Consider the following 23609-nt stretch of genomic DNA (forward strand, 5'->3'; position numbering starts at 1 on the left):
AACGACGGGGGAAATACCGTCGCAATCCTTCTTTTAATGGTAGATGCGCTGTGTGCGGCATATCGGAGAGCGCTCGGCTGCTTGCCCAGCAAGGTCGCAATCCTTCTTTTAATGGTAGATGCGCTGTGTGAGTTCTATATTTAACTATTTGACTTACAGGTGATTAGCTTTAAGAAAAGGCTTAAAAAGCCCGTTTTTTCCAATTTGGTTGGAATTTTATCCGGAATTTTCTTTAAGAAAACAAGGGTTTCACCAAACAATATGTCAAAGAACGTGCTTTGCCGGGCTTCCGTTCGTCGGGCGGGTGTTGAAATGAACATTCATTCATCGGGTAAATGCAGCCGTTCGTACAAAATGTCAGTACACGGCTGTCATACATCTTTACTTGCCGCCTATGCGGTAAGCCACTTGCAAAGTGAAAGCATTTTAGTGCTTTTGTTTGAAATATGCAAATTTTTTTTGAAAAAAATGCAGGGGTGTATGTTTTGCCGCAAAGAGTCTGCCACAGAAGGGGGAGTTACCGCTTGGCTACCGCCCGGGTGACGGCCGCTTCGCCATGGTGGTAGGCGCCTTCGTTCAAAAAGGTTTCTTCTTCCCACACGCGGCTTTCGGAAAAGTCTTGCAGCAGGGCTTGCAGTGCTTCGGCACTGACCAAAAGGGAGGCTTGCTTGGGACCACCGGAGGGGCGTCCCAGTTGTGCCGGGGCAAATAGCTCCACTATGAGCGTGCCGCCGGGGCGCAGTGCCCGGAAAAGGCGCGGGTAAATGTGTTGCCAGTTTTCTGTATGGGCATAAATGAGAGCCAGCGCATCGAAATGGGCTTCCGGCAGCTGTATTTCATCATAGCTTGCAAGCTCGTATTGCAGCTGAACGCCCCGCCGGGCTGCCAGCTGCAGCGCTTTCTCGCGGGCGGTTTCGGCATAGTCGAAGGCATACACCTGCCATCCTTTTTGTGCGGCATACACGGCATTGCGCCCTTCGCCTTCGGCAGGCAGCAACAAATGCCCCGGCGACAGCCGGTCTATCTCCTGACGGAAAAAAGCATTGGGTTCCGTGCCGTAAACAAAGTTTTTTTGTGCAAAGCGTTCATTCCAAAATTCTTTCATAAGCCATGTGTTTTTAACAGTTTTTGCCGTCGATGCCGCATTGTGCCGGCTTCGTTGCGGGACTTGCCATGCCGGTAGTGATGTTTTTGCTTTGCAGGGCTGTTTTCAATACTTGTTCAAAAAGCAGGTCTTTTTGCGCCCCTGCAATCACTACTTTTTCTTCTATCAAAAAGAAAGGCACGCCCTGTATGCCCAACATGCGGGCTTGGTAGAGGTCTTCTTCCACGGCTTCTTCGTAGGCTTCGCTTTCGAGTACGGCGCGCGCTTCGGCTACGGGCAAGGCTGTTTGTGCCACTATGGCGAGCAGCTGCTCTGTTTCAGCCAGGTTTTTGCCTTCGGTAAAGTAGGCACGCATCAAGGCTTCCTGCAGTGCGTTTTGTGCGCCATATGTTTTGCTCCAGTGAAGCAGGCGGTGGGCATCGCGTGTGTTGAAGCTCAGGGCTTGGTCGAAGCGGAATTGGATGCTGTAGGGAAGCCCCATCTGCTGCAGCTGCCGGCTTATCTCGGCAAATTGGGCGGGAGTCCAGCCCTTGGTCTTGCACAGGTGGGTGACGGTGGGCACGGCCAGGTGGCGGGGCATGTGGGGGTCCAGCTGAAAGCTGTGCCATTCGATGTGCACATGCTCTTGTGCACCGAGCTTTTCAATGGCACGTTCAAGTTTCTTTTTTCCTATGTAACAGAAAGGGCAAACAATGTCGCTCCATACGTCGATGTGAACGGTGTGCTTCATATTTGTGGGCTTGTAAACAAAAGAACTTACGCCTGAGTAAACATGAAAAGAAAGGGGCGGGGTTCCTTTCATGAAAAAAGAAAGCAATAACGGCTGCGCGGGACAGTCCGTTATTGCTTCATCATAAGAGAAAAAGAAGGTGTGCGGACTTATTTTGCACGCGACACGTATTCGCCGGTGCGGGTATCGATACGCACCACGTCGCCAATGTTGATGAAGAGAGGCACGCGCACTTCCAAGCCGGTTTCGAGGGTAGCCGGCTTCAGGGTACGGGTGGCCGTGTCGCCTTGAATGCCCGGTTCGGTGTAGGTTACTTCCAAATCCACGTTGGGGGGCAGTTCCACCATCACGGCTTCGTCGCCGTCGTAGTGCACGAACACCACCATGCCGTCTTTCAGGTACTTCACGGCGTCGCCCACCACCACTTCGTCCACGGGGTTTTGCTCGTAGGTGTTGATGTCCATGAAGTAGAACAGGGTGCCGTCGCGGTATAGAAACTGTTGCTCGCGGCGTTCTACACGCACGATTTCGATTTCATCGCTGGGGCGGAAGCGCTCTTCTGCCAGACGGCCGTTGCGCACGTTGCGGAATTTTACCTGATAAAAGGCGCGCAAGTTGCCCGGCGTGCGGTGCTCATATTCGAGCACTTGTAACAGCTCGCCTTTGTAGCGGACAAAACAGCCGCGCGTAATTTCATTAACCTGTGCCATATATTCTTTAAGGGTTAAGAAACGAAAAATACAATGCCGCAAATTTAGTTTTTTTTGCCGTTCAAAGAAAATGACACAGGTTTTAGGAAATATCTAAAAATATGTTTATGTTTTAATCAAAGAAACCAAATTGTATGCCTTATGAAAGTAAATGAAGGAAAAATCGACCGTTTGGTGCGTTTTGTATTGGGCGCCATACTGCTGGCTTTGTACCTTGCCGATGTGGTTACCGGCACATGGGGCACCGTGGCACTGGTAGTTTCTATTGTGTTGCTGGCTACGGCTGCCACAGGCTTTTGCGGTTTGTATGCCTTGCTGGGCATCAATACCTGTCCGGTGAAGCAACAGAAGCAGCAATCCTGAGCGCCGGAGCGCCTGCACTGCCAAGCATCGTTGCGCGAAACCGCAGCGATGCTTTTTTGTTTATATTGCTTTCCAAAAGAGTAGTCTCATGGCAGATATCCATATTGTCAATGGTCCCAATTTGAATTTGTTGGGGCGCCGCCAGCCTGAAATTTACGGAAAGCGGCATTTCGAAGCATTTTTCGAGGAGATGAAAGAGCGTTTTGCCGGGCACCGGCTGCATTACTTTCAATCGAACAGCGAGGGGGCACTCATCGACTACCTGCACAAGGTGGGTTTCGGCAAGGTGGGCATCGTGTTGAATGCGGGGGCTTATACGCACACCTCCATTGCGCTGGCAGATGCCGTAGCCGCCATTGCGGCACCGGTCGTGGAAGTGCATATCTCAAACGTGTATGCCCGTGAGTCTTTTCGCCACCACAGCTATTTGGCACCGGTATGCGTGGGTAGCATTGTAGGCTTGGGCTTTGCCGGCTATGCCTTGGCTGTGCAGTATCTACTGGACATCCTACAGCACGAACAGTAGGTAGTATTGAATGAGCCCGGCGATGCCGCCCAGCACCGCACCCACAATGATGAGGGTGGTTTCGTCTTCTTCAAAGACGGGATGCAGAAAACGCTCAAACTCGGGAGGGCTCAGCGCTTTCATGCGTTCGCGCAGCTCTTCTTCTATCGACAGGGCGTCTTCGGCATAGGCAAACAGGCGGCGTACCGAGATGGGCAGCTCCTCCATGAAGCGGTAGGTTACTATGTTTTTGATGGCTTCGATGCGGTCGGCAGCCACCGTGCGCAGGATAGCCACGCTGGTATCGCCTACGGTATGCTCCACCAAGGCTTCCACATGCTTCTCTATGAGTTTGGCGAGCTTCTCGGCACCGGGTCCGCGCACCACAAACTCCGCCATATTTTCTACGCTCACTATCTCTTCGCTTACTATCTTGGCATATGCCTCTGCCACTTCGTTCTGGCGTTTCAAAAACAAACCTTGGTAAGTGACCAGCCCAAACAGATATTTTTTGGGATACAGAGGGTAAAAAATAAGTTTGAGTGCCAGCCAGTTGGTGATATAACCCACCATGAGCCCGGCAAGGGGCAGCAGCCACCAAGGGGCATAGAAATAAGAGATGACGGCTTGCGGCAGCCCGAACAAAGCACCGAAATAAAAGCCCGACCGTTCGATAAACTTGAATTCTTCTTTTCCGCACTCCTGAAAAATGCGGTTGAGCAGAGCTTTGTCGCGCAACAATATCTTGATAGCCAGCGCCTTGATGTCGAGCACTTCGGTGATGTGCTGTTTGAGGTCTTCCATCATCTGCATGGTGATGTGGGGCAGCTCGGCAGCGATGCTCTGGTAGATGCGCTTTTTTACAAAGTCGGGGGTGCGCTCCCAGATGCCTTGTGCCTGGCTTTGCATGACCTCGTTCACTATCTTGCGGCTGATGTCCTCCAATGCCGGTTGCATTTCGAGGGCTACACGTTCCGGGTCCAGCCGCGCAAAGCGCTCTTCGATACGCAGCAGTTTGGTCGTAATCATATCCACCGCTTTGGCTGCCATCTTGTGGGCTTTGCCCGGAATGATGCCCTGCCATCCGAAGGGAGGTACGCCCACATATTCTATAGGGTAAAAAGTCATTTTCAGTGCCAGCCAGTTGGTAAACCAGCCTATGAAGCCGCTAATGAGCGGTATGCTAAGCAAAGAGAGCAGGCGTAACCAGTTGATGTCTTCCATAGTGGGGCAGATACATTAAGCGCTTGGCTTAAAAATAAGAAAAAGCATAAGAAAGATATGTGCGCCTTTTATTATTTTGCAAATTGTTAGTTTTGGGAAATCAATTAAACAACCAAAAGAAAGAACACAATGAAGTTATTAGCAGACAAAGTAGCGATTGTAACAGGCGGTTCCAAAGGCATCGGGCGTGCCATCGCTGCCCGTTTTGCCGAGCAAGGCGCTGCCGTAGCCTTCACTTACCTGTCCAGCGAAGAGAAAGCCAAAGCCCTGGAGGCAGAGCTGAGTGAGAAGTACGGGGTGAAGGTGAAGGCTTATCGCTCCGATGCCTCTCAATTTGCTGAAGCCGAAGCATTGGTGAAGCAAGTGCTGGAAGACTTCGGCAACATCGATATCTTGGTGAACAATGCAGGCATCACCAAAGACAACTTGCTGATGCGTATGAGTGAAGAACAGTGGGATGCCGTCATCAATACCAACCTGAAGTCGGTGTTCAACCTGACCAAGGCAGTGATGCGCACCATGCTCAAAAACCGCAAAGGCAGCATCATCAACATATCGTCGGTGGTGGGTATTCGCGGCAATGCAGGGCAAGCCAACTATGCCGCTTCGAAAGCCGGCATCATTGGTTTCTCCAAGTCGGTGGCTTTGGAACTGGGCTCCCGCAACATCCGTTGCAATGTGGTAGCACCCGGTTTCATTGAAACAGACATGACCGGCGAGCTGGCAAACAAAGAAGAATGGCTGAAAGAGATTCCCTTGCAGCGTGGCGGGCGCCCCGAAGAGGTAGCCGATGCCTGCGTGTTTCTGGCTTCCGACATGTCGAGCTATGTAACCGGGCAGGTGCTGCAAGTAGATGGTGGAATGCTGACCTAAGCCCATGAACGACTTACTGCAACATACGGCATGGTGGCAAGGGGGCTTGTGTGTCTTGGCAGGCTTAGCCTACGCATGGGGGCTTTACCGCCGCAGCCCCTTTGCACCCGTGCCCAAAAAAATACTTTTTGGCATACGTTTTTTATTGGTAGCCCTGCTGGTATGGACACTGTGGGCGCCCCTGTGGCGGATAGTCGAAAGCTATGAAGAGCGCCCGGTGTGGGCTATCGCCATCGATAATTCCCGTTCGGTGGCTTTGTCATGGAAAGACACCACGCAGCGCCAAGACTTCATGGCGCAGTTGCAAGCCCTGCAAGCCCGCTTGCAGGCACTGGGCTATGAGGTGTCTGTCTTTGACTTGAACGGGCAACTGCCGGCGCTCGATTCATTGAAATTCAATCAAGACCGCACCGACCTGGCAGCCATGCTGCGGCAAATACAAACCAAACACGAAGGCGACTACCTCGCCAATGTGTTGCTGGTGTCGGACGGCATCGTGAATGCCGGCGAAAACCCGCTTTACATGTCTTTCCCTTTCAAGGTGCATACGCTGGCGGTAGGGGACACCACCCGCTATCCTGACCTCTCTATTTACAGCCTGAACAGCTTGCGCATCGTGCAAAAAGGCAACCGCTTTCAACTGACTGCGGAGGTGGAGAACAGGGGTGCCGGCAAGCGTGAGCTGCTGCTGCGCCTGCGTCAGGGGACAAAGGTTTTAGAGCAGCGCAGCATCCAAGCAGCAGAGGGGAGCATTACCGCCCACACCTTCGAGCTGCGTGCCGCCGAAGAGGGTGTTTTTCAATATACGGTAGAGGTAAGTCCCGTTGCCGGCGAGTTGAATACGGTCAATAACCGCCGTTCGGTGGTGGTGGAAGTGATTGACCGTAAAAAAAGTATTTTGATTTTGGCTTCGGTGGCCCATCCCGACCTGAAAGCCTTGCGCAGTGCTTTGGAGCGTACGGGCAACTACGAAGTGTCGTTTTACATAGACGGCGTGAGCCGGGAGCTGCCCCGCAAAAACTACGACCTGCTCATTGCGTATCAGCTGCCCAACCGGCAGCGTCCTTTGTCTGCCGCCTTGCAGGAACTGCTGGCAAGTCCGTTGCCCAAGTGGTGGATTGGGGGCGCGCAAACCGACTGGAACGCGCTGAACCGTATGCAAAAGCTGCTGACCGTATTGCCTTCGGGCAGCCGTGCTGATGAAGTAGGCGCTTATGTAACAGAAGAATTCCGGGCGTTTGCAGTGCCCGTAGCCTTGAATGCATCCTTGCGCAAGTTGCCCCCTTTATTGGCGCCTTATGCACGTTACAACCTGCTGCCTGCTGCCACGGTGTTGTTGTATCAGCAGGTAGGCACAACCACCACCACGCGTCCTTTGTGGGTGTTGGGGCAGGCGTCGCCACGGCAGGCGGTTCTGGTAGCCGAAGGGCTGTGGCGTTGGCGCCTCGAGGCTTATGCCTTGTTCAAAGACCAAAGCATAGTGGATGAGCTCATCGACAAAACCGTGCAATACTTGACGGCCGATCGCAGCAAGCGCCGTTTTCTGGTCAGTACCAACAAGGCAGACTATGAAGAAGGGGAGCCGGTATGGCTGGAGGCAGAGGCTTACGATGAGTTGTTTCAGCCGCTCAAGTCTTTGGCATTTGAGGTGTTTTTGCAAGGTGAAAAAAAACAAGAGCGCTACCGCCTGCAATTGAGCGAAACGGAGCGCCGCTTTGCTTTGACAGCGCTGCCTTCCGGGCGCTATAGCTTTGTGGCAAAAGCCAATATCAACGGCAAAGAGGAAGAGGTGCGCGGGGGCTTCGTGGTGCGCCGTGCCGAGCGCGAGCTTTATGACCGCACCGCCCGCTTCGATTGGCTGCGTCAGCTGGCACAAGCCACCGGCGGCGATTTCGTTACTACCGACCGCTTCGACACCTGGCAGGCTTCCATAGGTGAAGCAAAAGCGCGCTTGCACACGCAAAACCGCTTGATGGAAGTGGTGGCACTGCCTTGGTTGTTTTGGCTGTTGTTTGCTTTGGCAGTAGTGGAATGGGCCGTCAGAAAGTATCAGGGCTATGTATAAACTTACATGTTGGGTAAGGCACTGCCTTACCCGGTGCTACTTACCGTAAAATATTTATCTTCTTGCCTGTTAATTGTTTTTGTTTGGTTTGATTCTTGCGCTTGTTTTTTTATCAACCAAAATAAGTGCAAGATGAAACCTTTTATTACAATTTTGCTGGCATTGTTCAGCACAAACATTTACGCTCAATGCGAGCAGGCTTTTTTCTCTTTTGACGAGGGTGCTACTTTCGAATATACTTCTTATGACAAGAGAGGGCGAGAAGACGGAAAAAACATTACCAAAATCCTGAAAGTAGAAGGCAATGAAGCGTTCGTTCATGCCGAGCTGCACGACAAAGACGGAAACAAGCTCGTTGATAATGAGTACACGGTTATTTGTGAAGACAACCGCATAAAAATTGACTTCCGGCAGTTTGCCGTGGGCAACCTGAACGACAAAAGCGCAAAAGATGCCGAAATCATCATGGAGGGCGACTTTATGGAATTGCCCAATGACCTGACGCCCGGGCAGGAACTGCCCGAGGCAAAAGGGACCGTTACCATAAAAGTAGAAGGCGCCCCCATGAATATGACGAATGAGATTTCCATCAAGCGTACGGTTGATGGAAAAGAAACAATTACCACACCTGCCGGCACCTTTGAGACTTACCGTCTCTCTGAAACCACCACTTCTTCCATGAACATGATGGGCATGAGGCGCACGGTTACTACTAAAAGTAAATCGTGGATAGCAAGAGGGGTAGGTATGGTAAAAAGTGAATCATATGACAAAAGAGGCAGACTGATAGGCACCTCCGTTTTGACTTCCCTCACCAAATAACGTGTCTTTTAAAGGTGCAAGGAGGGGGGCAGCATCCGCTGCTTCCCTTTTTATTTTTTCACTGCCCCGGCTATGCCATAAAGCGTGGCAGGCACAAAAAACAAAACGCCGGGCATTGCTACCGGGCGTTCATAATCGCAAATGTTGCCGATTTTACACTTTGGTAGGTTCTTGCAGGAGGTCCATAAAGTGGATGCTGCTGTACTCCATTTCGTGAATTACCTTTTGTACTTTGGTAACCAGGTAGTTGTAGGCAAGATAGGCAACAATGCCCACAACCAGGCCGGCGGCAGTGGTAATCATGGCTTCATAAATGCCGGTGGAGAGGTCGCCGGGTGTCACTTGGCTCTTGAGCTCGGCAATGCGCATGAAGGCTTTGATCATACCGGTAACGGTGCCTAAGAAACCAATCATGGGCGCAGCACCGGAGATGGTTGCCAGCAGCGGTAAGTTCTTCTCCAGCTTGTAAATTTCAATGCGTCCTACATTCTCGATGGCTGCTTCTATGTTTTTTAGAGGAGTGCCCAGGCGGCTCAATCCTTTTTCAATCATACGGGCGGTGGGGGTGTTTTCCCGCTGACAAAGCATCTTGGCACCGTTGATGTCGCCATTGAGCACAAGGGTGCGTATTTGGTCCATGAAGCCCGGCGAGGTCTTGCTTGCTTTGTTGAGAATAATAATTTTTTGCACGAAGAGATAAACGGTAACAAAAGAAAGCAGCAGGAGCACTGCCATGACCCAGCCACCCTTCATGAGAAGGTCTATAAGGTTGATGGCTTCGTCGGCGGGGGCCTCGGCACTCAAAAGCGCGTTTTGTAATGTATCTACTTGTAACAACATAGAGCTTCTACTTTTCTCTTGGTGTGATGAAAGGGGACTAAGACCGCGTAAATTTACAATACAGAATGAATTAGTATCTCAAAATCCAAAGATCATTTTTTCCTAAGCGTTGTTGTAAGGCAAGCCGCAGGCTGTCGGCTTTGTCTTTGTCGGCTTCGAAGCCCACGGCCACCCGGTAGCGCCCATCGGAAACAACCACCCGGGTTTTTTTGAATCCTTTATGAAGGAAGTCTTCAGCAGCTTTGTAGGCATGCACTTTATTGGTAAAGCTGCCGGCAATGATAAAGTATTGGTTTTGCGGGCTGTTTACCGTGTAAAACTCAACGGCTTTGTTGTAGTTTTCTTGTTGTGTTGGCTGCCTGTCGATGGCGGAAGTGGACTGTGTTTGTGTGGTGCTTGGGGCTGAGTTTGTGTTGTTATTGGCTTCGTAGTTCCAAGTGTTGGCATCGGGTGTTGCCTGCTTGTCGTTTGCGCTGTTCTCTTCTTCTTCGGAGGCTGCCACAGAAGATTCCGTATCCAATGGTACCGGCTCTGCCATGGTTTCTTCTTCGGTGCTTGCTTCGTCATTTGTGCCGGTATTGGTTTCTTCGTTTGCCACCACTGCCGGCTCTGCTGTGTTTTTAGTGGCATTTTGCTTGGCTTCTGAGCCAAATAAGGCATTGAAGGGGTTAAGCGAGGGGTCTATGAACAGCACATAACTGGCGAACAGGGCTATCAAAAAAAGCGAAGCTACCACAATAATGCCACCCCAATTGTGCTTGCTTTTTGAGGGCATGGCAAGCGGGGTATCTTCATGGAGGGAGGCTGTACCGGCGCCACCGGCCGCTTCGGTGAGTTGCTGCTGCAAGGCTGCCTCTTCCTCTTCAGTGCGCACTACTACTTGTCCAAATACTTCGGGCAAGCCAAAGGCATCGGGCAGGTAGTTCACTTCCGGATCTTGCTCAAATTCTATGCTTTCATCGTATTGTAGTTTAAAGGTGCCCAATTCCGGAATGGTGAACTTCTTATGGGTGCCCAACTCTATTTTAATGGCGGTGCTAAGGTTTTTTAATATCGACTCTATTTCACCGGCGGGCAGTCCGGTTTGCTGTTGAAGAGCTTCCTTCAGGTGGTGGCTGTCCGATTGCTTGTCGGCAGTAAAAACAATTTTGCCACTTGGTGGAGAAATCTTATGGATGGCTGCGTGGATTTGCGCCCCTTGATACTTTACTTGCAGACACCCCAGCTCCGGCAAGCACACTTGCCCGTGCCGGTAGAGTGTTTCTTTGATTGTTTTAATTACTTCTTCCATAAGACTGCATTTAATCGTGGGCTTGCGCCTCTTTTAAGCATGTTTCAGAAACGGTAAGAAAGACCTCCTATAAAAGTAATCTTTCTGCTTGGATAGTACAAATAACGACTGTAAGACTGCCCAAAGATATTGGATGCCTGCACGAAAGCGCCCAACTGCCGGGTGATTTGGTAGTGGCTGTAAATACCTACGTCAAAGACAGGGTCAAGGTTAGCCGTGCTGCCATCGGGGCGCAGGGCTTGAATGCCGCCCAGCAAGTGGGCTTGCATTTGCATTTCCCATTTAGGCAGAGGCAGCCAGCTCAAACGGCTATTGAATGCCCAAGTGGGCAGGTGATAGGGTTCGGCGAGCACCGTTTCTTTGTCGCTGAGAGCATAGCGCCACAGGCTGCCCTGGAGTGTCCAATACAAACCACGCCCATTGTTGTATTCGACTTGCAAGCTTAGCTCACTTTGTTGCATCATCTCTTGGTTGTAGCGCACCACAAAGCGGGATGAGTCAGTGGGGCTATTGATAAAGAAAGGGCGGTATTGCTGCCATGAAATGCTTATCTGCGGTTCGATGCGCCACGCCGGAGTGGGCGTTACCTGTATGCCGGCATATATTTCAAGCGGTATGTGCGTATGAAGCAGTTGTATTTCAGGCGCCAGCCAAGGATTTTGCCGGCTAAAATCATACAGTGTATTGGCTTGCATGCGTCCGCGCACACCGGCTTTGGCGGTAAAATCTACCAGGAAATGGTAGGCAACGGCCAGGTCGGGATACACATGCAGGCTGCTGTTGAGCGTGCTGTCGTTGTCTATGGTAAGGCGGGCAGCCGCTTGTATGTCCCATTGTGATTTTTGCCATCTGAAATAAGGGCGCCACTGCAGCAGCGAACGTTTGACGCGTGAGCTGTCGGTGCGCCGGTTGTACAGCCATTCGGCTTCTAAACCTGCCTGCCAAAAGCGTATTTTTTGGTATTGTAAACGCAAGGGAAGCGTAAAGGTCTGCTCGCGTGCGCTGAAGCGGTCGTTGAAATGATAGAAGGCGGGGCGTACCGTTATTTGCCAGGGGCTTTTGCTTTGCACACTTTGAATTTCTATATCGATGTCGAAGCGCTGCAAATACTGTTTGATGGAATCACGACGGATGGATTCCAGTTGTAAAGGGGCGTAGCCGTAAAAGTAAAAGCCGCGGCGCTCGAAGCCTGCCGAAGGCTTCACCATCCAGCTGGGGTGTAAGCGGTGCCGGCTGCCTATGCGCAGTTGATTGTAAGCATCGGCAGATTTGTTGTCGCCGGTGGGACCGGTGGCAGAGGAACGGTGCGTGAAGTTGGCATGATAACTAAGCTCGTCGGATACTTTTTGCGCATGTTGCACTACCAGCAGTGGGGTGCCGTAGTTGCCAAAGCCGCCCCGTAGCATTGTGCCGCTTTGTACTTCGTCTTTCACAATACGTGCCGGTTGGGCTTCTACCTGTGGCTGCATGGGGGCGAGTACCGGCAAGTTTAGTTCAATGATTTGAAAAGCAGGTGTATTTTTAAAAGTGCTGTCTTTTACCCAATAAGGAACAAATGATATTCTTTCGAAGGAGCGTTGCGCAGGGGGGAGTTTGTTTTCGCGTTCTTTTTCTATGACAAATTCGGCATTTTCTATACCGGTCGGTGACTGTGCATAAAGGCTGCCTGCCCAAACAAATATGCCAATAGCCAAAAGGTATTTCTTCATATTGAAAACGGTTTTAGAATATAGCTGTCAATTTAGGAAACAATAACTGAAGCACAGATATTGAATTGCCAATTTAAGCATTGGGTCAGAACGTAACAATGAAGGAGCGGGTTACGCAGGCTGTTTGGGCTTTTGAAACCATGCAAAACTGTGTTAACCCAGGGCATACAGGTAATAGTCCCAACTTCCGAAAAATACGATTCCGTCCGATACGGCAGGGCTCGACGATACGACATACCCGGTTTTGAACTTCCATTTTAAATGGGGATGCTTCCAAGGAGCTTTTCCGCTATAAGAGCCGGTACGTGCTTTGTTTCCTCTGAATGTTGTCCACTTATTTTCTTCTGTTTCCTTTATCATGCTTTTTAGCAATAAGTTAGCAATTATATTGAAAATGGGCGTTATGGCACTCTTTGAAAAGTGTGTGAAAAACAAAATGGGGCAAAAGGAGAGAAGCGCCCTCATTTGCCCCGGGTGTATGGAAGTTGTAAGAAACCATTTTTTACAGGGAAGCCGGTTGCGATTGCCCGCTTCGCTTGTTGTACGAAGGCAAGCAAGCATCAGCTTGCACAACAGCTCAATTTCGATACATCTTTGTTGAAAGCAAGCGCTGCCAACTTAATGCCTTCGCTTAGTGTCAAGTAGGGATAAAGGTTTTCGGCAAGCGCTTGCACGTCAATGCCGTATTGGATGGCCATACTGAGTGCTTGCACCAGCTCGCCCCCTTCCGGCGCCACAATCCTTGCCCCCAGCAAACGGTGGGTTTTGCTATGGCGAATCAATTTGATGAAGCCCGTGGTGTCTTGGGCTACGATGGAGCGGGGCACGTCGCGAAGCTCAATTTTGGATACTTCGTGGGGAATGCCCCGGGCAGCTGCTTGGGCTTCGTCCAAGCCTGTGCCGGCCACTTGCGGGCTCGTGAAAATCACCCAGGGCAGGGCGCTGTAGTCGAACTGCTTGTTGGCAGCCGTAAATGCATTTTCTACGGCTATTTTGCCTTCATAGGCAGCCGTATAAACATAAGCCGGGGTGTTGACCACATCGCCGGCAGCGTAAATATGTGGCAGGTTGGTTTCCATTCGTTCGTTGACCACCACATGTCCGCTATCGCTAAGTTGCAAACCTATAGTTTCCAAGCCCATGCCCGATGTGTTGGGTTGGGTGCCGGTAGCCACCAACACACTTCCCGTTTCTGTGAGCTGTATGGTGGAGCCGTCGGGGCGGCGGCAATGAATGATGGTTTGCTCGCCTTTCTTTTCGAACTTCACCACTCTGTGGTTGGGCAACAGTTCGATGCCTTCTTTTCGCATTTGTGCTTCGATGACTTGGCTGACATCGGGCGTTTGATGCCGCAACACACGGTCGGTAAACTCTATGATACGCACCTTTACGCCCAGCCGGTTGTAAGCCATGGCCAGCTCGCAGCCAATGTAACCGGCGCCCATGATGGTGAGACCGGACGGCAGCGCCTCCAGTTCGAACAGCGAGCTGTGGGTAAGATAGTCAATGTCTTTCAAGCCCTCCATGTTGGGTATGTGGGTGGTAGCGCCGGTGGCTATCAAAAACTTGACCGCGCGGAACACCTGCCCATTGACTTCAATATGATGACTGTCCCGGAACTTGGCATAACCTTGCAAGATGGTCAAGTGTTTGAAGTCTTTGACCACGTCTATGTATTTCTGTTGCCGGAGGGTGGCAACCAACTGCCGTTTGGTTTGCAGCAATTGAGTATAGTCGATATGTGCCCCTTGGGGACGAATGCCCGGAAAATGTGCATGCCGGGCGCGGTGGGCGGCTTCCGCTGCACGAATGAAGTACTTGGAAGGCACGCAGCCTACGTTTACGCAGGTGCCCCCTATGTCCAATCCGGCATTGACCATCAGGGTTTTCAGCCCAAGTGACTCTGCCGTGATGGCAGCAGAAAAAGCGGCCGAGCCACCGCCTATGATAATCAAATCGTAAGAGCCGGCAGAAGAAGAAACAAAGGGACCGCTGCTTTTTTCTTCGGTGCGGGGTGGGTTTGCCTGCTTTGCCTTGTATTGTTGTGTTTGGTTGATGCTGTCTATAATGTCCTGTTCGTTTGTCTGAGAAGCATCGAAAGAGCAGTGGCAGGTGCCGGCGGCAAAATCTACTGAAACGTCGAGAATACCTTTCTTCCGCCTCAAGAGCTGCTCTATGCTTTGGGCGCAATGGGCACAAGTCATGCCTTCTATGCTAAGCGTTACACTTTGCTTTTTCATGGTTTTTAACTTTTAATTAAATGCTTAAATATTCAGTGAAAAAAATTACGGTTGCCCGCTGACCTGATAGCCACTTCCCTCAATACTTTTTTTGATTTGGGCTTGTTTTACTTGCTGTGGGGTGAATTCTACTTTTACCAATCCTTTTTGATAATCGGCATGTGCCTTTATGATGCCGGGCACCTCACTTAGTGCTTCTTCGATATGCCGGGCACAGCCTTCGCAGCTCATGCCTTCTACCTGCAGCCATATGGACCGGGTGGCAAGACTGTCGTTGTTCGCGGCCGGCAGGGCAGCTTGTTGGCGCTTCGAAGGGTAGAGCATAGAGGCATAATAGGGGAAGGCAAGCATGATGATGGCGAAAAGGCTCACAATGGCCAAAAAGGCTTTGGAGTGCCAAAATGAAGAAGCCGGGGGCGTTTCGCAGGCACAGGTTGCGGTTTCTTGTTTGCGTGGTTTTAGTTTTTGGTACCAGGCAAAGCCCAGCATAAGCACGGTGATGCCTATGAAGTAGGGGCGTGCCGCTTCCATCCATGAAAAGGTGGAAGCGAGGCCGGTAGCCCCCGATAAAAAAGCAAGCAGGGGAGTGATGCAACAGAGCGAAGCCGCCACGGCTGACAAAATGCTTGCCCCTGCAAAGACTTGGCTGTTTTTCTTTGAGTTTGCTTTCATTTTTTTACAAGTTCTGAGCTGAAATCATGGACTTTCTACCGTGAGTTGTTGAAGCAAGACTTGAAGGATAGGCAGGGCATCTTTTCTGATAGAGTAGAAAATGGTTTGCCCTTCGCGCTGCCCTTCTATCAACTGCGCGTCTTTTAGCTTTCGCAAATGCTGCGACACAGCCGGAATGCTCATCCCTAAAATGTCTGATAAGTCGCAAGGACACAACTTGCCCTCTTGTTCGAGCAAAAAGAGTATTTTCAACCGCACCTCGTTGCCTGTTAGGGCAAATATTTGGCTGAACTGCCGGAAGATGGATTGCTTGTCTTCCAGTGCTTCACGACAACGCCCGATTTGTGCCGGGTTGGCCAGTTGGCGAATACATAAAGGGGTTTTCTTAGGCATGCGCTTGTTTTTTTGAGTGAATGTCAACAAAAAAACACAACAAGTTATGTAAATAGTCCATTATTTAAGCAAACACTTAAATAATGGATTGCTTTTTACGAATGATGAAGGGTAAAAGCCGGCCGGCGGGGTAATGGATTGAAAAAATAAGATTGTTTAAAAAACATGATTTTTGGGTATTCCTTTTCGAGCCTCCCCTTGTCATTTCGAGCGTGAGCGGGAAACCTCTTCGCTTCTTGCGGCTTGGCGGGCATGAGCTCTCTCATTCGCTTCGCTCGTTCGAGATGACAGGATGCATTCCGTTTCATTCGAAATAACCATGCTTCGCCGTACTTGTTTCGAAATGAGAGCACACTTTTGCTTTGTGAGTGAGGCTAATTAGGCGTGAGCTTGTGCATTTTTTTATATTGCTTACCGCAAACAACAAAAACAAAAGACAATGGCGTATTGGTTGGTAAAAGAAGAGCCCGGAAAGTATTCTTTCGAGCAACTGCTTCAGGATGGAAAGACAGTATGGACGGGCGTTCGTAACTATCAGGCACGTAATTACTTGCGTGAAATGCAGCCCGGTGATTTGGTGCTTTATTACCACACAGGAAAGGAAAAGCAGATAGTGGGCATTGCCGAGGTAAGCCGGCCGGCTTTTCCCGATCCTACGGCGCAGGAAGGCGATTGGGTGGCAGTAGAGCTGCGTGCCAAGCACAGATTGCCGGCGGCCGTACCGCTGAAAGAGATTAAGCAGGTACCTGCTTTGTCGGATATGAAGTTGGTGAAGCAGGCGCGTCTGTCGGTGATGCCGGTAACCGAAGAAGAATATGAAACCATTTTACGGATGGCAGAAGAGGCAGCCGCAGGCAAATAAAAAAGGCAACCATCGTAACGATGGTTGCCCCGGTAGCGCTTCGCTTTCTGCTTACGCTTCGGTATCCGGGCTGGTGTAGCTGATGTTGGGAATTTGTTGGTCTATCATAAACAGCCCCAAGCCTTCTTCGCCGATGATATCGAACAGCTCGAGACAGCGGCGGGCAATGTACTCTTCTTCTACCTGCTCGCGCACGAACCACTGCATGAGCATCTCGGTGGCATAGTCGTGGTGTTCGCGGCACATGTCCACTATTTTGCGGATAGACTGCGTCACTTCGATTTCGTTTTCCAGGGCAGCTTCGAAAACAGCCCGCAAAGAGTTGTAATTTTGTTTAGGGGCTTCGATGGGTGGTGTGACTGCATGCCCGCCCATGTCGTTGATGTATTTGAATATCTTGAGCATGTGGGTGCGCTCTTCGTCTGATTGGCGGTAGAAGAAGTTGGCGCTGTTTTCAAAACCATGAACGTCGCACCAGCTTGCCATTGCCAGGTAGTTGGCCGATGACAAGGCTTCTCTTTTTACCTGTTCATTCAGTGCTTTTTCTATTTCGCTCTGCAAGGAAGTCTTACGACGCCCTTTTTCTTCTTTTTTTTCTTTCTTCTTAGACATTTTTCCGGGATGTTTTATGTTGAACTTGACACAAATAAATTTAATGAAAAAAATTTTTCCTGCAATAAGCTGCACCGGGTTGCTCATGCCATTTTATTGCGCTTGAGCAAATAACTTTTCAACACTTGCTCAAAAGGCATGCGTACGTCGGCTTCTATGAAGTCGATGCCGTATTGTCCACAGCGCAGTTTAAGTGCGCGCAAATAGCGTTGTACCTGTTGGCGGTATTGCCGGCGCACTTCTTTGGGGTTCAGCCTCAAACGCGTGCCACTTTCCAAATCGATGAATTCTTGTTCTTGGTCAGGGAAATCAAGATAGGCTTCCGTGCGGTGGTCCAAGACATGAAAAAGCAGCACTTCATGGCGGTTGTGGCGCAGATGCTGCAGCGCCGAAAATACATCATCGACTTGTTCGGTTTGCTCCAGCATGTCGCTGAAAACAACGAACAAAGCCCGTTTGCCTGCTTTGTCGGCAAGTTCATGCAAGACGGCGGCCGCAGCCGTGCCCTTGGATAAAGGGGGGCGCTCGCTCTGCAAAAGACCTTGCAATTGTTCGAGCTGTTGCGACAGATGCGTGGCGGTGCTTTTGAGCTCGCTGCTATAGACCGGCTGCTGATCGAAGGTGCATAAGGCAAAGGCGTCGCGCTGCTTGTGAAGCAGGTAAGCCAAGGAAGCGGCAGCCATCACGCTGAAAGTAAGCTTGTCGAAGTGGGGCAGAGGGTAATACATTGACGCCGAGACGTCCAAAACCAAATAAGCCCGCAGATTGGTTTCTTCATCGTAGCGTTTGGTATAAAGCCGGTCGGTTTTGGCATACACTTTCCAGTCGATGTGGCGGGTGCTCTCGCCGGTGTTGTAGGGGCGGTGCTCGGCAAACTCTACTGAAAACCCATGAAAAGGTGAGCGATGCAAGCCTACGATGAAGCCTTCTACCAAAGTCTTGGCAAGTAAGCCTATATTGCTAAATTGTCGTATCTGTTCTAAATCAATACTACGTTTTGCCATGAATCACGCATGTTTTATCAAATATACGCTTTTCTTGCTAATGCTGGTCTATGGAGCCCAAGCCGCCGCGCAGAACGATTTGGCGCAGTGGTGGGCAAAACAGATGCAGCAGCCGGCTTACCGGGCGGCTTGGGACGGCTTGTATATCTACGACTTAAGCCGGGAAAAAGAAATATTGGATGTGCATGGCGGACGCCTGTTGGCACCTGCGTCAGTCATGAAGTTGCTTACCACGGCCACTGCCTGGCAGCTCTTGGGTCCTGATTTTCGCTATGAAACCCGGATATATGCCGTGGGCACCGTCAACGCCCGGGTGTTGAATGGTTATTTGATGATAGCCCCTTCGGGGGACCCTACTTTGGGAAGCCGCTACTTTGAAGAGACAGCCCCCGGCCTGTTTTGGCAAGCCATGACGGAGGCAATCCGGCAGCAGGGCATCGATTCTGTAGCGCAGGGGGTGTGCTTATTGGAAACTGACTTTGACCCCAACGTAACCCCCGACGGGTGGATATGGGAAGATTTGGGCAACTACTATGCAGCCCCGGCTTTTGACCTGAATTGGCGCGACAATACGCTTTATGCCTATTTTTCTCCCGGGCGAGCTCCCGGTGAACCGGCTTTGCTGCGCAAGGTGGAACCTGCCTTGCCCTTTGCCGTAGAGGCATGGACCAACCAAGTAACTACGGGCAAAGCGGGCAGTGGTGACCAGGTATATGCCGACCGGGCAGCTTATCAAGTGCAGGGCTTCTTGCGAGGTACTTACCCCATGGACGGTACTTTCCCGGTGAAGTTGATGATGCATTATCCGGCTGTGTACTTTTTGCAAGAAATGGGCGAGCACTTGCGGGCAGGCGGTGTCCGTTGCAGCCCGCTGCCGGAGCCCTGCCGGGTGGCCTTGCCCAAGGAAAGCCGCTTGTTGTGGGTGCATCGTTCGCCCCGCTTGGAGGATATTATTCGTGAAACCAACCGGCGCAGCATCAATCTGTTTGCCGAAGGTTTGTATAAAACCTTGGCGGTGCGTATGGGCGCCCACACTCCACACAATGATGCAGCGGAAGTCATCAAGTCTTTTTGGCGGGGGCAGGGCGTCGTGCTTGACCAAGCCCGTATTCTGGACGGGAGCGGGCTGTCGCCTGCCAATGCGCTGACGCCACGCATGATAGTAGCCTTGTTGCGCGTCATGGCAGGCATGCCCCATGCTGCTTCGTTTCGAAATACTTTGGCACAGGCAGGCAGCAGTGGCACCCTGCGTTGGTTTGGCAGAGGTACCGCCCTGGCCGGCCGGGTGTGGGCAAAAACGGGCAGCATGCGCGATGTGGTCAGCTTGGCAGGGTATTACCATAGCGCTTCGGGGCGGCACTATGCTTTTGCTTTTATGCTGAACAAAGCCGATGCCTCTTATACAGAAGTCATGCAGTTGTATGCTCGCTTGTTGTTGCAACTGCCATGAAAAGCAGCGTGTAAGGCCGCCCGGCTCTTTTGGAAATTCAGAGGGAATATCGTATCTTTTTGGATACTGAAATTATGATAACCGCAAACCGTGATTGCCATGCAAAGCCCAGATAAAAAGCCGGTCACTTCGCAAGAAGGGGTTGTGCGCCCTTCCCAAAGCGAGGAGCAGACACAAGAGCAAGTGCTGGAAAATGTGCCACCATCGCAAGAGGTGCTTGCAAACCGTCATATTTATGACGAATACTTCGATTTAGAATTGGGCAAGTGTTTTGCCGAGGATATCATGGAGCTGATCGACGGCGCTTATTTCCGTTCGCGGCTCATAGACCTCGACCCCTTCCCAAAGCGCAACAACCCAAAACGCCCTTTGATATTTGCCAGCAACCACTCGGGCATGGCTTTCCCTTGGGATGGTATCGTGTGGGGCTATCGTATTCATAAGCATTGCAATTACGGACCGGATGGTATCCGGGCTTTAACTGCCCCCATGTTGTCGGCTTCGGTGTTGATGCACCCCTATCAAATCAAATACTTTTGGAAACGCATGGGCGCCGTTGATGCCACTTTCTTGAATTTTGAAACCATGATGCACCAAAACGATTTCAATGTGATGATTTATCCGGAAGGGGTGCCGGGCATAGGCAAGGGGTTTCACCGGCGCTATCAGTTGCAGCGCTTTTCGAGTTCTATGGTGCATATGTCCATCAAATACAAAACTGACATCATTCCGTTCTATACGGTCAATGGTGAGTACATCAACCCCTACAGCTACTGCTCTAACTTTTTGAATAAGCTGGTCAACTTGATTGGCATTCCGTTTTTGCCTCTTGGGTTTATTACCCCCTTCATTCTTCTTTTCCCCTGGATCTTTTACATGGCTTTTCCCGCACGCCTGACCTTCATCAAAGGCAAGCGCATCAAGCCCTACGAAATGACCGACAAGCCCTATGAAGAGATGACCTATGAAGACTTCCGGGCTATTGCCGATAAAATACGCGACATGATGCAAAAAGAGCTAAACGAGGCAGTCAAGAAATACGGGCAAAAGCCATACGACTGGAAGTCTTTCTTCAAAGCACAATGGAAATGGATTCGCTACTTCCCCTATACCTTGCCCATCGGATGGCCCTTGTTGTTTGCCGAGTGGGAACGGGTGCGCATCAAAAAAGGCGATCGCAAATCCAAACTGAAACTGGGCTTTTTGTCCACCCTGCGTATTTTGTTCAAAAACCCCAAAGTGATTGCCTACTATCTGCCGCTGATTGGATGGATACCGCTGGGTATTTCCGGATTCAGGCGTTTGAAGCCATAAGGCAAAGAGAAAGACGGGTGGCATCGAGGCATTCCTTCGTCCCTGCCCCCCTTCCTTTTTGTCCTTTCAAGTGCTCTTTATTGTCGTGTATAGCAATCTTTCTTTGTCCTTTCGAGCCCTCTGTCATTTCGAGCGCAAGCGAGAAACCTCTTTTGCTCTTGCTTTTTGTAGCTTGGCGGGATTGAGATTTCTCGCCTCAGTGCGTGAGGTTCGAAATGACAAACTACGGTTTGTTCGAGATGACATGCTGCGTGGAGAGCGAAATGGCAGCTTGTGCTTGCGCTTTGTGAAAAATGACAGCCGGAACGGCAGGGCTGCCTGCATTGACAAAACTCATTGCTTGCCTTTTTATTGGGCGTTACATTTGCCGGCAAAGCACAGTTTTCTTAAATTGCGGCAATTTAAAACAAGTCTAAATAAAATATGAACCGGAGAAGCGTTGCAGATTTGCGTAAAGGGGAGCGTGCCCGCATCGTGGCATTGTTGGATGAGCAGCTTTCGGTAAAACTTTTTGAACTGGGTTTTTTGCCGAATACATGGGTGGAATTGGTGTTTGTGGCTCCATTGGGCGACCCCATTGGCGTGCGCATCAACGAAAGCTATCAGCTTTCTTTAAGAAAAGAAGAGGCAAAAACCATTCTAATCGCTTCCTAAATGAAAGACGCGCACCGCATGAATAGCGAACTGACCATAGGCGCGGAGCGCCGTATTCGTAAAGTGGCGTTGCTGGGCAATCCCAATAGCGGAAAAACGACTTTATTCAACGCACTCACCGGCTTAAATCAAAAAGTAGGGAACTTTCCCGGTGTAACGGTAGATAAAAAAACGGGCACCTGCCGCTTGCCCGGTGGGCAAAGTGTGGAAATAGTGGATCTGCCGGGAATCTACAGCCTTTATCCCAAGTCTTTGGATGAGCAGGTGGTTTTGGATGTGTTGTTGCATCCCGGAGGGAAAGACTACCCTGATGCGGTGGTAGTGGTGGCCGATGCCGCAAACTTGAAACGGCACTTGCTGCTTTGTACCCAGCTCATCGATTTGGGAATTCCGCTGCTGCTGGTGCTCAACATGGTCGATGTGGCAGAAAAAGAGGGTATTGTGGTGGATGTTGAGCAGCTACGGCATTTGTTGGGTGTGGAAGTCATAACGACCAATGCCCGCAAAGGTACGGGTGTTGCTCAATTGAAAGAGCGCTTGCCCCACCTGCAGCCGCCACAGCGCTCTTTTTACGAAGTAGCCCCCTTGATTGACAGCTATTTTGAAGCTTCTGTAAAAGAGCACTTACCACCGGGACTAAGTGCTTACGGGCAGTGGCTCTGTATTCATTTGTTTGAGCGCCTGTCTTTTTTGAGCGAGTCTCAAAAAGATGCGATTCAACGGGCTATTCTGCATGCCAAAAAGCCTTTCAAAGCGCTGAATTTGCAGCGCGAAGAGATATTGCACCGCTACGAACAGATTGATGCCATTCTGGAAAAAACGCTGCACAAAAAAGAAAGCAAAGGCAGCTATTCGCGCTTGACCGCCCTGCTGGATCGTTGGTTGTTGCATCCGGTAGCCGGTTATGTTACTTTCTTGCTGGTGCTGCTGCTCATTTTTCAGTCGGTATTTACATGGGCAAGTGTGCCCATGGACTGGATTGATGCTTCTTTTTCGGACTTCGTGAACTGGGTACATGAGCAGGGTGGCGACAGCCTGTGGGTGTCTTTTGTAGCCGACGGCTTACTGGCCGGCTTGGGCGGAATTCTGGTATTTGTGCCCCAAATTGCCATCCTTTTCCTTCTGCTGGGTATTTTAGAAGAAACCGGTTACATGGCGCGTGTGGCGGTGTTGATGGATAAGGTGATGCGTCAGTTTGGACTGAACGGGCGCAGCGTGGTGCCTTTGGTGTCGGGTGTGGCCTGTGCTATTCCGGCCATCATGGCGGCACGCACCATTCCCAATGCCAAAGAGCGCCTCATTACAATGATGGTGGTGCCACTGATGAGCTGTTCGGCGCGCCTGCCGGTATATACGGTTTTGGTGGCTTTGGCAGTTCCCGACACTTTGCTGTGGGGGTGGCTTAGCCTGCAAGGTCTGGTGATGCTGGCGCTCTATTTGTTGGGAACGCTGATGTCGTTGGTAGTGGCATGGTTACTCAACCGTTTCCTTCGCATGGAGCAGGGGCGGAGTTTCTTTATGCTGGAAATGCCTTTGTATCGTTTGCCCCGCTGGCACAACCTCTTGTTGACTGTATGGGAAAAAGCCCGCACTTTTGTGGTAGAAGCCGGTAAGGTCATTCTCTTGATCTCGATTCTGATTTGGGCGCTTTCTTCTTTTGGCCCCGGCAATGCCATGGAAGAGGCCGAAGCACAGGTGCGTGCACAAATGCAAGGGCAGTTTGCCCCCGCCGCAATAGAGAATGCCGTGGCTTCGGCACGGCTGGAGCAGTCGTATGCCGGTCATCTGGGGCGCATCATAGAGCCGGCTATACGTCCTTTGGGTTACGACTGGAAGATTGGCATTGCTCTGATTAGTTCTTTTGCAGCGCGTGAAGTTTTTGTGGGCACCATATCTACCATTTACAGCATCGGCAGCGAAGATGAAATGACCATCGTGGAGCGCCTGCGCTCGGAAGTCAATCCGCGCACCGGTGAGCCGGTGTTCAACTTCGCTACTTCTGTTTCTTTGTTGCTGTTTTATGCTTTTGCCATGCAGTGTATGAGCACCATGGCTGTCATGTACCGTGAAACGAATGGTTGGAAGTATCCACTCTTGCAGCTGCTTTATATGTCGGCGATTGCCTACATAAGTGCATGGGCGGCCTATCAGTGGTTGAGCTGAGCGAAGGT

General features: G+C 50.8%; 23 protein-coding genes. 10 read left to right on the plus strand and 13 right to left on the minus strand.

Annotation, left to right across the window (positions count from 1 at the left end; genetic code table 11):
- Positions 1-517 precede the first annotated feature (517 nt).
- The 3 genes from K384_RS11710 to efp all read right to left on the minus strand — a co-directional run bounded on the left by K384_RS11710 (position 518) and on the right by efp (position 2545).
- Positions 518-1105 (minus strand): class I SAM-dependent methyltransferase, encoded by a 588-nt coding sequence (locus K384_RS11710; RefSeq protein WP_038032655.1) that lies wholly within the window; start codon positions 1103-1105, stop codon positions 518-520.
- Positions 1106-1118: 13 nt separating this feature from the next.
- The gene (locus K384_RS11715; RefSeq protein ID WP_038032969.1) at positions 1119-1835 is read right to left on the minus strand and encodes a DsbA family oxidoreductase; all 717 of its coding nucleotides are present in this window, start codon (positions 1833-1835) and stop codon (positions 1119-1121) included.
- Between the two features lie 149 nt (positions 1836-1984).
- A complete protein-coding gene (gene efp, locus K384_RS11720; RefSeq protein ID WP_038032656.1) occupies positions 1985-2545 on the minus strand; it encodes an elongation factor P in 561 nt (186 codons plus the stop codon).
- Positions 2546-2686: 141 nt separating this feature from the next.
- Here efp and K384_RS11725 point away from each other — a divergent pair, with 141 nt between their 5' ends.
- Both K384_RS11725 and aroQ read left to right on the plus strand, forming a co-directional pair.
- Complete coding sequence (locus tag K384_RS11725) at positions 2687-2908, plus strand: YgaP family membrane protein (protein ID WP_038032657.1); 222 nt, start codon at positions 2687-2689, stop codon at positions 2906-2908.
- An 88-nt stretch (positions 2909-2996) separates the two neighbouring features.
- A complete protein-coding gene (aroQ, locus tag K384_RS11730; RefSeq protein ID WP_038032658.1) occupies positions 2997-3434 on the plus strand; it encodes a type II 3-dehydroquinate dehydratase in 438 nt (145 codons plus the stop codon).
- Here aroQ and K384_RS11735 read toward each other — a convergent pair.
- Entirely contained in the window at positions 3417-4637 is a 1221-nt protein-coding gene (locus K384_RS11735; RefSeq protein ID WP_038032659.1) for a DUF445 domain-containing protein, read from the minus strand. The two genes, aroQ and K384_RS11735, sit on opposite strands and share 18 nt — an antisense overlap.
- 129 nt (positions 4638-4766) lie before the next feature.
- Between K384_RS11735 and fabG the strand changes: the two genes are divergently transcribed.
- From fabG to K384_RS11750, 3 genes are all read left to right on the plus strand, one after another.
- Positions 4767-5510, plus strand: coding sequence for a 3-oxoacyl-[acyl-carrier-protein] reductase (gene fabG, locus K384_RS11740; RefSeq protein ID WP_038032660.1), 744 nt, complete (start codon positions 4767-4769; stop codon positions 5508-5510).
- 4 nt (positions 5511-5514) lie between these two features.
- Positions 5515-7575, plus strand: coding sequence for a hypothetical protein (locus K384_RS11745; RefSeq protein ID WP_038032661.1), 2061 nt, complete (start codon positions 5515-5517; stop codon positions 7573-7575).
- A 132-nt stretch (positions 7576-7707) separates the two neighbouring features.
- Positions 7708-8397, plus strand: coding sequence for a TapB family protein (locus tag K384_RS11750; RefSeq protein ID WP_157630161.1), 690 nt, complete (start codon positions 7708-7710; stop codon positions 8395-8397).
- Between the two features lie 153 nt (positions 8398-8550).
- On the opposite strand, the gene K384_RS11755 is transcribed toward K384_RS11750, so the two are convergent.
- The 7 genes from K384_RS11755 to K384_RS11785 form a co-directional block, all read right to left on the minus strand.
- Positions 8551-9237 (minus strand): MotA/TolQ/ExbB proton channel family protein, encoded by a 687-nt coding sequence (locus K384_RS11755; protein ID WP_038032663.1) that lies wholly within the window; start codon positions 9235-9237, stop codon positions 8551-8553.
- A 70-nt stretch (positions 9238-9307) separates the two neighbouring features.
- Positions 9308-10528, minus strand: coding sequence for an HU domain-containing protein (locus K384_RS11760; RefSeq protein WP_038032664.1), 1221 nt, complete (start codon positions 10526-10528; stop codon positions 9308-9310).
- A gap of 44 nt (positions 10529-10572) precedes the next feature.
- The gene (locus K384_RS11765; protein WP_038032665.1) at positions 10573-12237 is read right to left on the minus strand and encodes a TonB-dependent receptor; all 1665 of its coding nucleotides are present in this window, start codon (positions 12235-12237) and stop codon (positions 10573-10575) included.
- Positions 12238-12390: 153 nt separating this feature from the next.
- Complete coding sequence (locus K384_RS11770; RefSeq protein ID WP_211245254.1) at positions 12391-12597, minus strand: PQQ-binding-like beta-propeller repeat protein; 207 nt, start codon at positions 12595-12597, stop codon at positions 12391-12393.
- A 200-nt stretch (positions 12598-12797) separates the two neighbouring features.
- Positions 12798-14477 carry a mercury(II) reductase gene (merA, locus tag K384_RS11775; protein WP_038032668.1) on the minus strand — a complete coding sequence of 560 codons (1680 nt, stop codon included), beginning with the start codon at positions 14475-14477 and terminating at the stop codon, positions 12798-12800.
- Between the two features lie 45 nt (positions 14478-14522).
- A complete protein-coding gene (gene merTP / locus K384_RS11780) occupies positions 14523-15149 on the minus strand; it encodes a mercuric transport protein MerTP (RefSeq protein ID WP_038032671.1) in 627 nt (208 codons plus the stop codon).
- Between the two features lie 24 nt (positions 15150-15173).
- On the minus strand, positions 15174-15542 hold the full coding sequence (locus tag K384_RS11785; RefSeq protein ID WP_038032672.1) for an ArsR/SmtB family transcription factor: 369 nt from the start codon (positions 15540-15542) through the stop codon (positions 15174-15176).
- 439 nt (positions 15543-15981) lie between these two features.
- On the opposite strand from K384_RS11785, the gene K384_RS11795 reads away from it, so the two are divergent.
- Positions 15982-16404 carry an EVE domain-containing protein gene (locus tag K384_RS11795; RefSeq protein ID WP_038032677.1) on the plus strand — a complete coding sequence of 141 codons (423 nt, stop codon included), beginning with the start codon at positions 15982-15984 and terminating at the stop codon, positions 16402-16404.
- A 51-nt stretch (positions 16405-16455) separates the two neighbouring features.
- Here K384_RS11795 and K384_RS11800 read toward each other — a convergent pair whose 3' ends face one another.
- Together K384_RS11800 and K384_RS11805 are read right to left on the minus strand one after the other, a co-directional pair.
- Positions 16456-17016, minus strand: coding sequence for a ferritin (locus K384_RS11800; protein WP_038032970.1), 561 nt, complete (start codon positions 17014-17016; stop codon positions 16456-16458).
- A gap of 83 nt (positions 17017-17099) precedes the next feature.
- Complete coding sequence (locus K384_RS11805; RefSeq protein ID WP_038032678.1) at positions 17100-18020, minus strand: DUF58 domain-containing protein; 921 nt, start codon at positions 18018-18020, stop codon at positions 17100-17102.
- On the opposite strand from K384_RS11805, the gene dacB reads away from it, so the two are divergent.
- The 4 genes from dacB (at position 18019) to feoB (ending at position 23601) form a co-directional block, all read left to right on the plus strand.
- Positions 18019-19470 carry a D-alanyl-D-alanine carboxypeptidase/D-alanyl-D-alanine endopeptidase gene (dacB, locus tag K384_RS11810; protein ID WP_038032680.1) on the plus strand — a complete coding sequence of 484 codons (1452 nt, stop codon included), beginning with the start codon at positions 18019-18021 and terminating at the stop codon, positions 19468-19470. The two genes, K384_RS11805 and dacB, sit on opposite strands and share 2 nt — an antisense overlap.
- A gap of 99 nt (positions 19471-19569) precedes the next feature.
- Positions 19570-20784, plus strand: coding sequence for a lysophospholipid acyltransferase family protein (locus K384_RS11815; RefSeq protein WP_051633367.1), 1215 nt, complete (start codon positions 19570-19572; stop codon positions 20782-20784).
- Between the two features lie 423 nt (positions 20785-21207).
- Positions 21208-21438, plus strand: coding sequence for a FeoA family protein (locus K384_RS11820; RefSeq protein ID WP_038032681.1), 231 nt, complete (start codon positions 21208-21210; stop codon positions 21436-21438).
- Positions 21439-21456: 18 nt separating this feature from the next.
- Positions 21457-23601, plus strand: a complete 2145-nt coding sequence (gene feoB / locus K384_RS11825) for a ferrous iron transport protein B (protein WP_038032973.1) — start codon at positions 21457-21459, stop codon at positions 23599-23601.
- Positions 23602-23609: the final 8 nt, after the last annotated feature.

Origin of the sequence: Thermonema rossianum DSM 10300, from assembly GCF_000426825.1 — a bacterium.
Classification (GTDB): domain Bacteria; phylum Bacteroidota; class Bacteroidia; order Cytophagales; family Thermonemataceae; genus Thermonema; species Thermonema rossianum.